14 protein-coding genes are annotated in these 13,173 nt (G+C 41.2%); all 14 read right to left on the bottom strand.

What is annotated here, in order from left to right:
- Positions 1–135: 135 nt before the first annotated feature.
- Positions 136–1,371, bottom strand: coding sequence for a serine hydroxymethyltransferase (gene glyA, locus ACTWPF_RS02825; protein WP_238017936.1), 1,236 nt, complete (start codon positions 1,369–1,371; stop codon positions 136–138).
- 22 nt (positions 1,372–1,393) lie between these two features.
- Positions 1,394–1,969, bottom strand: a complete 576-nt coding sequence (locus ACTWPF_RS02820) for a TIGR01440 family protein (protein WP_202606440.1) — start codon at positions 1,967–1,969, stop codon at positions 1,394–1,396.
- A 32-nt stretch (positions 1,970–2,001) separates the two neighbouring features.
- The gene (gene rpiB / locus ACTWPF_RS02815) at positions 2,002–2,448 is read right to left on the bottom strand and encodes a ribose 5-phosphate isomerase B (RefSeq protein WP_238017934.1); all 447 of its coding nucleotides are present in this window, start codon (positions 2,446–2,448) and stop codon (positions 2,002–2,004) included.
- A gap of 61 nt (positions 2,449–2,509) precedes the next feature.
- Positions 2,510–3,112, bottom strand: coding sequence for a low molecular weight protein arginine phosphatase (locus ACTWPF_RS02810; RefSeq protein WP_161464062.1), 603 nt, complete (start codon positions 3,110–3,112; stop codon positions 2,510–2,512).
- A gap of 271 nt (positions 3,113–3,383) precedes the next feature.
- Entirely contained in the window at positions 3,384–3,935 is a 552-nt protein-coding gene (locus tag ACTWPF_RS02805; protein WP_106898035.1) for a manganese efflux pump MntP, read from the bottom strand.
- A gap of 74 nt (positions 3,936–4,009) precedes the next feature.
- Complete coding sequence (locus ACTWPF_RS02800) at positions 4,010–5,032, bottom strand: L-threonylcarbamoyladenylate synthase (RefSeq protein ID WP_443148222.1); 1,023 nt, start codon at positions 5,030–5,032, stop codon at positions 4,010–4,012.
- Between the two features lie 276 nt (positions 5,033–5,308).
- Positions 5,309–5,710 (bottom strand): GNAT family N-acetyltransferase, encoded by a 402-nt coding sequence (locus ACTWPF_RS02795; protein ID WP_443148221.1) that lies wholly within the window; start codon positions 5,708–5,710, stop codon positions 5,309–5,311.
- Between the two features lie 68 nt (positions 5,711–5,778).
- On the bottom strand, positions 5,779–6,384 hold the full coding sequence (gene spoIIR / locus ACTWPF_RS02790; protein WP_443148220.1) for a stage II sporulation protein R: 606 nt from the start codon (positions 6,382–6,384) through the stop codon (positions 5,779–5,781).
- 325 nt (positions 6,385–6,709) lie between these two features.
- Positions 6,710–7,561 carry a peptide chain release factor N(5)-glutamine methyltransferase gene (prmC, locus tag ACTWPF_RS02785; protein ID WP_443148219.1) on the bottom strand — a complete coding sequence of 284 codons (852 nt, stop codon included), beginning with the start codon at positions 7,559–7,561 and terminating at the stop codon, positions 6,710–6,712.
- A 1-nt stretch (position 7,562) separates the two neighbouring features.
- Positions 7,563–8,633, bottom strand: coding sequence for a peptide chain release factor 1 (gene prfA, locus ACTWPF_RS02780; RefSeq protein WP_106898040.1), 1,071 nt, complete (start codon positions 8,631–8,633; stop codon positions 7,563–7,565).
- 209 nt (positions 8,634–8,842) lie between these two features.
- Positions 8,843–9,463: a thymidine kinase gene (locus tag ACTWPF_RS02775; RefSeq protein ID WP_036578505.1), complete on the bottom strand. Its 621-nt coding sequence runs from the start codon at positions 9,461–9,463 to the stop codon at positions 8,843–8,845.
- A 136-nt stretch (positions 9,464–9,599) separates the two neighbouring features.
- Positions 9,600–9,845 (bottom strand): type B 50S ribosomal protein L31, encoded by a 246-nt coding sequence (locus ACTWPF_RS02770; protein ID WP_036578508.1) that lies wholly within the window; start codon positions 9,843–9,845, stop codon positions 9,600–9,602.
- 163 nt (positions 9,846–10,008) lie between these two features.
- On the bottom strand, positions 10,009–11,289 hold the full coding sequence (gene rho, locus ACTWPF_RS02765) for a transcription termination factor Rho (protein WP_036578509.1): 1,281 nt from the start codon (positions 11,287–11,289) through the stop codon (positions 10,009–10,011).
- 512 nt (positions 11,290–11,801) lie between these two features.
- Positions 11,802–13,088 carry a UDP-N-acetylglucosamine 1-carboxyvinyltransferase gene (locus ACTWPF_RS02760; RefSeq protein ID WP_443148218.1) on the bottom strand — a complete coding sequence of 429 codons (1,287 nt, stop codon included), beginning with the start codon at positions 13,086–13,088 and terminating at the stop codon, positions 11,802–11,804.
- Positions 13,089–13,173: the final 85 nt, after the last annotated feature.

Raw genomic sequence — 13,173 nt, 5'->3', positions numbered from 1 at the left:
TCCTTTAGAATTAATACATCCTTCAAATTGTACTGAAAAAAAGCCATGCTTTCAAGTTAAATAATAAAAGCTTCGTACATAACCATCTTTCTTCGCATACAAATAAAAGGATGCCCAAAAAGGACATCCTTTATCTTATGCATAGAGAGGCAATTTAGATGTTAGCTCTGCTACACGTTCCTTCGCTTCGTTAAGCTTTGCAGTATCTTCATGATTTTTTAAGGTTAGTGAAATAATGGAAGCAATCTCTTTCATTTCTTTTTCCCCAAAACCACGAGAAGTTACAGCAGCAGTTCCCACACGAACACCACTTGTGATAAATGGACTAGCGGTATCAAATGGGATGGTATTTTTATTTGTTGTAATTCCGATATCATCAAGTACTTTTTCCGCAACTTTTCCAGTAAGGCCAAGTGGGGTAACATCTAATAATAGTAAATGATTATCCGTACCACCGGAAACAATGCGTACTCCCTCGTCATTCAATGCTTTACTTAGCGTTTGCGCATTCTGGATAATTTGCTTAGAGTATGTCTTAAATTCATTACTCAATGCTTCTTTAAACGATACAGCTTTCGCCGCAATAATATGCATGAGTGGACCACCCTGCATTCCCGGGAACACAGATTTATCTATTTTCTTTGCGTACTCTTCTTTACATAGGATCATGCCGCCTCTTGGCCCACGTAATGTTTTATGGGTTGTGGTCGTAACAAAATCAGCGTAAGGTACTGGGTTTGGATGCAGGCCTGTGGCTACAAGCCCAGCAATATGCGCCATATCAACCATTAGATAAGCCCCTACAGCATCCGCAATTTCACGGAACTTGGAGAAGTCAATAATACGAGAATAAGCACTTGCACCTGCGACAATTAATTTTGGCTTTACTTCCATCGCTTTTTCAAGCACGGACGCGTAATCGAGCTGTTCTGTTTCTTTGTCTACACCGTAATCCACAAAATTGTACAAGGTTCCACTAAAATTCACTGGGCTACCATGTGTTAAGTGTCCACCATGATTTAAGTTCATCCCAAGCACTGTATCACCTGGTTCAAGCAAGGTAAAATAAACAGCCATATTTGCCTGTGCACCAGAGTGTGGCTGCACATTTACATGTTCTGCGCCAAATAAGTCTTTAGCACGGTCACGCGCTAAATTTTCCACCACATCGACATGCTCACAACCACCATAATATCTTTTACCTGGATATCCTTCAGCATATTTGTTAGTTAGAACAGATCCCATCGCTTCCATGACTGCTTCAGAGACAAAGTTCTCCGATGCGATTAACTCGATTTTTTCCTGCTGGCGGGTTTTCTCCGCCTGTATTGCCTCAAAAATTTCCTTGTCTGCTTGTTTTACATGCTCCATACGTATTGCCCCCTATGTAAATTTATTTACAGCTAGAATTAGCTTGTATATGTTCATAGTGTGCACGCTGACCACCAATGAGTTTAGGTCTAGTCATGGCAGTGGTGACCCGTGCCTTTCCAACAAATCGTTGCTTAAACCTTAATGGAACAGCAACATGCTTTAAATGCATCCCAATCATCGTTTCTCCAATATCCATACCAGCATGAGCCTGTACGGCTTCTACTACAACGGCGTCTTTTAAATGTCGGAAGGCGTAAGTAGCCATTGCTCCTCCTGCAGTTCGAACAGGGACAACAGATACTTCCTCCAACTGTAGGTGTTCCATCACGTCTCGCTCCATGACGAGTGCGCGATTTAAATGCTCACAACATTGAAAAACGGGAAAAATACCCGTTTTAGCCTGCAACTCCTTTACCGACGCAAAAACAATCTCTGCGATGGTGTCACTTCCTGCTGTCCCAATTCGCTCTCCAGCTATCTCACTAGTAGAACAGCCAATGACGAAGGGAAGGTTTTTCCGCAAATACTTCCCGTGGTTCCATTCCTGTACGATCTCTGATAACTCTGCCTTAAGGTTGTCATAGATTTCCGTCATGTTACCCACCTCAGTCTGTATCTTGTTGACGTTTAGGCATCCTTGCCTTCATACGTGCCAATTTTACCAATGCGATTTTCATGGCGACCGCCTTGAAATTCTGTTTCAAGCCAAACTCTAGCAACTTCGCGAGCAAGGTCAGGACCTATCACGCGCTCCCCAAGTGCCAGCACATTCGAGTCATTATGCTGTCTAGTAAGTTTTGCCGAATACATATCATGTGTTAACGCACAACGAATGCCTTTTACCTTATTAGCTGCAATAGACATGCCAATCCCTGTACCACAGATAAAGATTCCACGATCAAATTCCCCATTCGCTATTCGTTCGGCTGCAGGCAGGGCATAATCAGGGTAATCAACCGATGATTCACAGCTGCATCCTGTATCTTCATAGTCAATGCCCATTTCCTCTAATAATTCCTTTACTACATTGCGTACTGTCATGCCAGCATGATCTGCCGTAATAATAACCTTCATCGTGACCTCTTCCCTTCTGTGTTGGTATGTGAATTTCTTTTAAAGTATTCTAGCATCTTTCCTAGTTAATCTTCTTTTTCAGGAGATCAATATATTTATCCATTTCGTCTAGTGTTTTTTGGTACACTTCCACACTTCCACCAAATGGATCCGAAATATCATAGTTAATTAGCATCGCTTCTAGGCTTCTTATATGCTGAAGGTCGTCTGCCAAAAAGCCCCTAAGTTCTTTATCTAGCCGTATGTTATCTAATTTATGTTGGTTCTTTTGAATAAACAAAGATCGCTTCTCTTCATATTCTGCATATGCTTGCTTTAGCTCATTCCATACTTTTTTATCTGATTCTGAAACATATTCTTTCAAGGTGAAATACTTTTCCTGGTAGCTTGGAAACGTCATAATCAAGGATTGTTTATGCTGGGTTGTCATGGTCATTACCACGTCGGCCCAATGCAACAAGCTGTCGGTAACAGGTTGGGAGACATGTTGAAGCTGTATCCCGCGTTTTTTTAAAACCTCTACTGCATTTACATTTGCCCGTTCTCCAGTACCTGCATAAACCCCTGCTGACTGTACCTCTGCTTCAGGTATTTTGTGTTTAACAAGCGCCTCAGCCATCGGGCTACGACATGTATTCCCAGTACAGACAAATAATATCTTCATAAATGAACCTCCGCTGAAAAACGCACATTCGCTCGTCTTTTGGCGAACGTGTACGTTTTTCTTATACTTGGGAATTCAAAATTTCAACTACATCATCTTGCTTTCTAGCTAAAATTTTCACTTTCCTAACGTGTAAAAATTCTCTATTCTAAATATATCACATAACAGGATTGCATGTCAGTTCCATAAGGAAAAAGCATCGAAGATAACCACAATTAGTAGAAAACAAAAAAAGCCCTGGCATTTAAACCAGAGCCTTGCCGTTTACAAGTTAGCCAAATATTATTTTGATACCGAATGCTACTAAGATACTCCCACCTAAAATCTCACTATATGCCCCTAACAAGCCACGGACCTTCTTCCCTAGCAACATTCCCGTCCACGATAGAAGCATACTAGCTGCACCAAACATTAATAACACGAGAGCTGTTTTAACTCCTGACATCCCAAGACCTAACCCTACAGAGAAACTATCAATGCTAATACTAAAAGAAAGGATTAAGAGCCCTGTTCCAACTGGTTCTATGACTTTTTTCAATTCATGGTTGAAAGCAGAAAACAGCATTTGAGAGCCAATTCCAACTAACAGAAGGCCACCTAATAAAATGGTTATCTGCCCAATTCCTTCTGAAATAAATTGCCCTAATACAATTCCAATAAACGGCATTAAAATATGAAAAATACCAACGACAATGCCAATCAGGGCTATTCGTTTTAGACGCAGCTGCTGCATTCCTAGGCCCAGCCCCACAGAAAATGCATCCATACCAAGCGCAAAGGCTAGAAATAAAATTGAAATAAATTCACCAACATATCCTGACATTAAGATCCCCCTTGAACATGCTTCTAAACTATATGCATGTCCAAGAGGGATTATGAGGTCAACCCAATTATTTTCTACTTAATATAATCGCTAGCAGCTTTTTTTAATCGGTTCATGACAGCCTGTCCGATCCCTTGTTCCGAGAAAGCTTCACAAAGAATAAGGTCTACATCATGTTCATTAAACATGCGTAAGGCATCGTATAAAGTAGCAGCCACTGTCTCCATGTTAGCGCCCAAGTCTATTTTAAAATCTGCCTCTATTGCAGTCACTGTCTTGCTAGCTGCCATCACCCCAACACGATGGCCTTTCTTCATTTCCGCATCAATCACCTGTTGAAGTTTTTCCGAAGACCCTTCCACTAGCCATAAAGGAGCGTCTGGGGAATAATGCCTGTACTTCATGCCTGGGGATTTTGGACGCTCCTTATCATTCGCTAAACCAGGATCGATCATTACTGTTCCTACTACTTCCTCAAGTTGTTCCTTTGTAATTCCACCCGGGCGTAGAATGATCGGGATAGCCTGTGTACAATCAAGCACTGTCGATTCCAATCCGACTCCTGTAGTTCCGCCATCGAGTATACCAGCAATCCTTCCATTTAAATCTGCCCACACATGGTCTGCAGAGGTTGGACTTGGCTTTCCAGATAAATTTGCACTTGGCGCAGCGACAGGCACAGCAGCTTCCTGCAATAATTTCAATGCTATTGGATGACCAGGCAATCTAACCCCTACGGAATCAAGACCTGCAGTAACATTTTCAGCACATCGGCCATTACTCGGCAATACGAATGTAATGGGGCCAGGAGTAAAAGCTTCAAGCAGTTTATCCACATAGTTTGGGATTGATGTTACAAGCTCTTTTAACTGCTGGGGTGTCGCAACATGAACAATGAGGGGATTGTCCTGTGGACGCCCCTTCGCTTGAAATATCTTACTAATCGCTACTTCATTTGTCGCGTCGGCTCCAAGTCCATAAACTGTTTCGGTGGGAAACGCAACGGTCTCCCCAGCCTTTAATAATTCTGCTGCAGACTGGATTGCCTCTTGTTTATCCTGTTGAAAATCGTTAGCATACCATCGTTTCGTATCCATTCATGTCCCTCTTTTCCTTTTCCCATTTTATTAGATTCCCTCCTATTTCGCAAAGTCTCACGTTTTGTAGCATCGTTGGTATTGCGGGAACAAGTTTTCCACAAATGGAAACGATCGACTTTTCCACAACAGAAACAGCCCGTGGTTATCCACAGGCTACCCCCTTTATTTAAACTATTCCCCTTCATCAAAAGAGAAGTTATGAACAGTAATTCTTACTTATGCACAGTTTTTTAACAGGTTATCCACCGTTTTTGTGGATAAGTGTAGTATTAATCAAGAAACGTGGTATAACCACCAATTCCCCTCATCTCTCTTGTACTTATCCACGAATATCTTTTCCTTCTGTGGATGGAATTGTAATGCTTCCAATAAAATATCCACCACTGGTTGGTGACTGTGTACATAAACACTTTTAGCCTGTTGCTGCTTTGCTAAGGATAATATTGCCTCTAATAGAACAGGAAGCTTGGAAGCGTTCGTTTGGTTTATATATAATTGCTTTAACCAGTAAATTCCTTCTTCCATTGTTTCTAGAGAAAAACACCCTACGATTTCGCCGGCGACCTCAACAACATAACCTGCTCTTACTAAACTAACTTTATTTATACCCTCATTCTTCTCTAGAAACTGTTCTACCTTCTTTGCATCCATTTGATTTGCTGGAATTAGATTCATACTCGATCACCTCTACTATTTTTAATAGAATCTGTTATATTATTCTAATGTATGCCGAAATGAAACGATTATGACCAACCAAACCATTCAAAAAGGAAAAACTTCACCTCTGTTTTTTCCTCCGCCACCTGAGGTTCCTCTTCCGTATCTTCCTCTGCCGCTACAGTAGTTCCATTTGAGAAATCAAGGAAACAAAGGGGCGGAAATAACACACACCACCAATTATTGCCTTTCCCTTCACCTATCGTGATAAGCACTGCCTCATACTCTCCTGCTGGATACACATAATCTCCATATAGCTTGGCAGGAAAGGTAATGTCCGAACCATATTCAACTTTAAAGGAGTCACTAGAACCTTCTCCCTTTAATACTTCTTTTACTATTTCATTTATTTCAGGGATTCGAGCTTCAATTAGTTTACGAGCTTCCTCAATATCCGTTATTTCGGCTACCCACTCTGTAATGACTTCATTCACTTCATCCCGTACCATTCTTTTTAGCTCTTGGTCTGCATCACTATCACTATTAGCCAAAATCCTTAACCTGATTGCCTCATCTGGAATAACCTGATAATCTGTTCCACCCTGTTTTTCTTCAAGCTGACTCATTCCTATTAAAGGAAACGTTATAAGTAATAAAATAAATATAAAGACGATAAGTACTAGTTTCTTCATCATTCAATCTCCTTCCAACTGTGGGTACTAGCAACAGTATGGGCAGGCCAAGAAGATTTTAAACTAGTAAACTGAATTTGTTTTTGAAAATAGAATGATAGAGTGATAGATCTAGTTTTTATTATATGCATTGGAAGTATTTGGTGGGGATGACGTGCAGTTCAGCTCGATTTTCTTCTCTATAAGTACGTCATTCACTCCATGACCGACAGTTCTACTCCATTTTCTCCTCTACATGTCCGTCATTACGTCTATGACAGACACTTCCACTCGGTTTTTTCTCAATATGCAGGTCATTCATAAAAACACAAAAAACAGCCCACTTTTAGAGGGCTGTTGATATAATACGGTCCTTTCCGTTTATATCTTTGACGGTTCTCACTTGATAAGAAGGAAATTCCTGTTTGATTAGAGCCGTTACAGCATCTGCCTGTGTATGGCCAATTTCCACTGCCATCATTCCTTCATGCTTTAACACGCCTTTTGCCTGTTTAACGATCTCTCTATATGCCGCGAGCCCTTCTTCTTCTGCAAAAAGTGCTAATTCTGGGTCAAAGTTTTTCACCGTATCCGATAAGGTAGTTGTTTCTGACCTAGCGATATAAGGAGGATTCGAGACAAGAACATCTACGACCACATTCGCATCCTGTAGCGGCTGTAGAAAATTCCCCTGTAAAAAAGTCACTTCAGCCCCAAGCTGCGCTGCATTATGCTGAGCGACTGCCAATGCTTCTTGCGAGATGTCTGTCGCATAAACCGTCGCATTCGGGAGTTCTAAAGCGAGCGTAACGGCAATAATTCCGCTCCCTGTACCTACATCCACAATATTTAGAGGAGCGCCTGGAGGTACAGAATGAAGTATATGCTGGACTAGTTCTTCTGTTTCCATACGTGGAATTAACACATCAGGACTAACATCAAAGTCCCTGCCATAGAAGGACTCCTTCCCAATCAAATGTTGGATGGGGACCCCAGTATGGGCATGCTCCTTTATATCCTTTACATAACGTTCTAAAAGCGCTTCAGGAACAGCCTCTTGCATATCTGCATAAAACTGTGCGCTCCCTTTACCTAGATGATGCTGTAAAAGCAATTGCGCTACTCTCGCCTCGCGTTGGTGCTCTTCCAAAAAAAGAGAAGCCCATTTGAGGACTTCGTATTGTTTTCTGTTATGCATGCTATTCACCGATTTGTTCCAATTTCTTCGTTTGTTCTTCTACCAATAGAGCATCGATAAACTCATCCAGCTTTCCTTGTAAGATCTGGTCAAGTTTTTGAATGGTCAAACCAATGCGATGGTCTGTAACCCGATTTTGTGGAAAATTATATGTTCTAATACGTTCTGAGCGGTCGCCTGTACCGACAGCTGATTTACGGTTCTCATCAATTTCTGCCTGGGCTTCCTGTTGGTACTTATCATAAATTCGTGCGCGTAACACTTTCATCGCTTTTTCTTTGTTCTTAATTTGCGACTTTTCATCCTGGATAGAAACGACAACCCCTGTTGGTACGTGAGTTAGTCGTACTGCTGACATGGTAGTGTTAACACTTTGTCCACCAGGTCCGCTTGAAGCGAAGGTATCGACACGAATATCTTTTTCATTGATATCTATTTCCACTTCTTCCGCTTCAGGAAGAACAGCAACCGTAGCAGTAGAAGTATGAATACGGCCACCAGATTCCGTTTCTGGAACACGTTGTACACGATGTGCACCATTCTCAAACTTCAGCTTGGAGTATGCCCCATTTCCATTTATCATGAAAATAATTTCTTTGTATCCCCCAACACCTGTTGTGCTGGCTTCCATGATTTCAGTCTTCCAACCATATTGCTCTGCATAGCGTGTATACATTTTATAAAGATCTCCTGCAAACAAGGCTGCCTCATCTCCACCTGCAGCACCGCGGATCTCCATGAACACGTTCTTATCATCATTCGGGTCCTTAGGGAGTAAGAGGATTCTCATCTTCTCTTCTAACTCTACCTTGGACTCCTGCAATTCTGAAATTTCCATCTTCACCATTTCATACATATCGCTATCAAGATTATCGTCCAGCATTTCTTTCGCATCCTGAAGCTGAGAAGTAGTATCCTTGTACTCGCGGTATGCCTGGACCACATCCTCCAGTCCAGATTGTTCCTTGGAATACTCACGTAACTTTGTCGTATCATTTATGATTTCAGGATCACTTAACATTTCATTTAATTTATCGTAACGGTTTTCTAATGTTTGTAAACGATCTAACATCACGGTCACCTCTTTCAGATTAACAGTATAATTATAGTATACTCATGTAAGAAGGTCAAAATTATATTCAAAAGCGCAGAACGCCTGTATTAAGGAAGGACGACTAAGAACGACCCGTCTTGGGGCAATGCCGGCGTGACCAGGATACTCCAGGCCCATTGAAATCGCTCACACTCTTACCATAAATAAAAGCGCCTACCTAGGCGCTTTTATTTTAATTGGTTGGATAACCCGGATAGAATTTGATTTTTCGGCTTATTTGGCACCTCATGATGGTGACGGCAGCGCGGCTCATACGATTCTGATGCACCGACAAGTATGATGGGGTCATCGTAGGATGCAGGGTTGTCATTAATTAGGCGTTGGGTACGGCTTGCAGGTGATCCACAAACCGGGCAAATAGCGTTTAATTTGGTAACCGATTCGCTTAATGCCATTAACTTCGGCATCGGTCCGAATGGTTCACCACGGAAATCCGTGTCCAATCCAGCTACAACCACCCGAATCCCTTGATTAGCAAGTTCTTCTACTACTTCCACGACATTTTCATCAAAGAACTGTACTTCATCAATCCCAATAATGTCCACTCGCTTATCCACAAATTGCAACATTTCATCCGAGCTTTTTACAGGACGGGCAATAATCGATGTCCCATTATGGGAGACAACGGATTCCTTATCATACCGGTTGTCGATGGCGGGTTTAAATACACGCACTGTAAGATTAGCATAGGTAGCACGGCGAACTCTTCTAATCAGTTCTTCCGACTTTCCAGAAAACATACTCCCACAGATTACTTCAACCCAACCACTTTGTTTCATCACGTACATGAGCGACGCGCTCCTTTCCAAATTGTTATGTATATATAAAAGTAAAAAAACAGGCAAATTTATAGACGATTTGCCTGTTTTCCTGAATAGAATGTGTGCCTGTCCTGTTTGAAGAACAGGCATTTCATTCCACATTTTAATTCATATTATATTTTTTCTTGAATCGGTCTACACGTCCGCCGACTTTGTCAGCTTTCTGTTTACCAGTGTAGAAAGGATGAGAGTCTGAACTAATCTCAACACGGATCAATGGGTATGTGTTACCATCTTCCCATTCGATTGTTTCTTCTGAGCTTTGTGTTGAACCACTCAAGAATTTAAAATCTGAACTAGTATCAAGAAATACTACTTTTCTGTATTCTGGATGAATATCCTTTTTCATTTCTTCCACTCCTTTTTGCCCTGGATCCTTCGAAACAGAGTTATTGTAAGAGCCGTCATAGGTGCAATACCTTATCAAAACTCACATAAAAAGATTATAACAGTCAGGGTATTTGATTGCAATAGTGAGCAACTAAAAATTTATTTCCAATCTAAGGGGATAACTACCTTTTCGTTCCCTTACGCTTCATCTCTTCATCCATTTGCTTAAAGAATTCCTCGTTATTTTCCGATGCTTTCAATCTTCTTAGGAAACGTTCAAGAAATTCGTTGGAATCCTGCATTGTTTTACGAATGGCCCAAATCTTATCTAAATGAGCTTTATCGACTAGCAGCTCTTCTTTCCTTGTGCCTGAGCGAAGAATATCGATGGCTGGGAAAATACGGCGTTGTGCAAGGTTGCGGTCAAGGTGAAGTTCCATGTTTCCGGTACCCTTGAATTCCTCATAAATGACATCATCCATTCTTGAGCCCGTGTCCACTAACGCTGTTGCCAGAATGGTAAAGCTTCCACCCTCTTCAATATTACGAGCTGCCCCGAAGAACCGTTTTGGTCGATGGAAGGCAGCAGGGTCAATACCACCGGATAATGTACGTCCACTTGGAGGAATAACAAGATTATAGGCTCTTGCAAGTCTTGTAATACTATCCATCAAAATAATAACGTCCCGCTTATGCTCTACAAGGCGCATTGCTCTTTCTAGAACAAGCTCAGAGACCTTTATGTGGCTTTCTGGTACTTCATCAAAAGTTGAACTTACTACATCAACATCAGGATGTACAGAACGCTCAATATCTGTTACTTCCTCTGGTCGTTCATCTACAAGCAAAATAATGAGCTTCGCTTCAGGATGATTCTTTGAAATACTGTTGGCAATCTCTTTTAACAGTACTGTTTTACCTGCCTTTGGTGGAGCTACAATAAGTCCCCTTTGTCCAAACCCAACTGGGGTCATTAAATCAATGATACGTGTGGAGAGTCGACTTGTTGGATTCTCCAATTTCATAAAACGGTCTGGGTACAATGCCGTCAATGCTGGGAAGTGAACACGCTCTTTTGCTGTTTCAGGATCTTCCCCATTTACTGCGTCTACGTGTAACAAACCATAGTAACGTTCATTTTCCTTCGGTGGTCTAACTTTTCCTGATACTTTATCACCATTCCGCAAATCAAATCTACGAATTTGCGATGCAGATATGTAAATGTCCTCTGCGCTCGGAGAATAATTTATTGGACGTAAAAAACCAAACCCTTCTGAAGGAATAATTTCTAACACGCCATCCATAAATAAATAGCCATCCTTTTCAGCCTGCGCCTTTAAGATTGAAAATATCAATTCTTTTTTGGTTAGCTTTGCATAATAGGATACTTTGTATTCTCTCGCTAAGTTATAGATTTCTTTTAATTTTAATGTTTCCAAATGAGAGATTGTTAATGCTGCCATAAGATCACCACGCCTATTTGTTTTTAAAATAAAAATAATAATTAAATAATTGCATTGCACAGCGGAAGGCCTTCTGTACAGTTATATTTAAAATTGAGAATTGCACACTTCTTTAGTTGGAAGGTCTAGCTTCGTAGAAATGAAGAAGTTACTGTAGTTGGATTTGAAGATCATATCCTTAATCTGTATTAAGCATATTCCATATTACTCTTTTGAATACTATTATTCAACTCTATTTTTTAGGATTTATTAATTTAATAGAAAAGGAAGCCGAGATGGTATGGCTTCCTCTTATTATATACTAAAGATAGTTTACCCATTAGATAGCAAAAATACACCTTATCCTTTGATTACAAGGCGTATTGCTGCATCGTCTACTTTCATCTAACCATTATAGCAAATTAGATTCCAGTATTATTCTCTATAACGTTATTCTTCTTACCATCATCCCTACACCAAAATCCTTGTTTAGAAAGAGGGTTGTTAAGAAAGGCCCTCTTTCTAACTTTATGCTAAGAATTCTGGAATTGAATAATTTCTTGCTCGGTCATTTCCTCTCGCCATACCTTGGCTCCAAGCTGGGTAAGCTTTTCTGTGAAATGATCGTATCCTCTATCTATATGTTCTAGTCCCGTAATTTCGGTGATTCCATTAGCCATAAGCCCTGCTATGATAAGAGCTGCTCCTGCTCGTAAATCAGAAGCTTTTACTCTCGCTCCTTCCAATTGTACCGGGCCAGATACAATGGCAGACCCGCCCTCTACTTTAATGGCGGCATTCATACGTCTGAGTTCATCAACATGCTTTAAGCGAGCCGAGTAAATCGTATCCGTAACCACACCGGTATTCATTGCTTTGGTCAACAAAGAAGTAAACGGCTGTTGCAGATCTGTTGGAAAACCTGGGTAAACCAACGTTTTAATATCAACACTTTTCAAAGGATTTCTAGGCGCAATAAATAGCTGCTCATCATTTTCTTCTACTGTGACACCCATTTCTCTCAGCTTGGCAAGCAGTGACTCGAGATGCTGTGGAATGACATTATCAATGATAACCTCTTTCCCTTGAGCTGCTGCAGCAATAGCATAGGTTCCAGCTTCGATACGGTCAGGAATTATTGTATGTTTGCAGCCTTTCAACTCAGAGACCCCTTCAATTCGAATCACGTCAGTCCCTACACCTTTGATTTGCGCACCCATACTAGTGAGTAGTGTTGCAACATCAATAATTTCAGGTTCTTTGGCGGCATTTTCAATAACTGTTCTGCCTTTAGCCTTAACTGCCGCAAGCATAATATTAATGGTAGCTCCAACACTTACGACATCGAGGTAAATTCTTGCTCCCCGTAATTCGTCAGCACGCAAGTAAATTGCACCCTGTTCATTGGTTACTTTAGCCCCAAGCGCTTCGAATCCTTTAATATGCTGGTCGATCGGACGTGGGCCAAGGAAACAGCCGCCAGGAAGGCCGATAACTGCTTTTTTAAATTTACCAAGCATCGCACCCATAAAGTAATAGGAGGCTCTTAGCTTTTTCACTTTTCCGTTTGGCAATGGCATGGCAATCATATTTTCTGGATTAATATGAACTGTTTGCCCGTCCCAAGAAACCGACCCACCGATCTCCTCAAGTAAATCACCTAATGTGTAGACATCCGAAATTTCCGGTAATCCTTCAATGGTAACCTCTGAGTCAGCAAGGATTGCTGCTGGCAGCAATGCTACTGCGCTGTTCTTTGCTCCACTAATACGTACTTGACCATTTAATAGATGGCCACCTTCTACTAACATTTTCTGCATGATAAAAAAACCCCGCTTTTTTGACGTACAGGACGTACGAGTACCAGTATAGTTAGAAAAACTACGCGCTCATTTCAGAGCGGGT

It is taken from the genome of Oceanobacillus sp. M65 (assembly GCF_052246275.1).
GTDB lineage: Bacteria > Bacillota > Bacilli > Bacillales > Amphibacillaceae > Oceanobacillus_B > Oceanobacillus_B jordanicus.
This window is presented reverse-complemented; position numbering and strand designations above follow the sequence as displayed.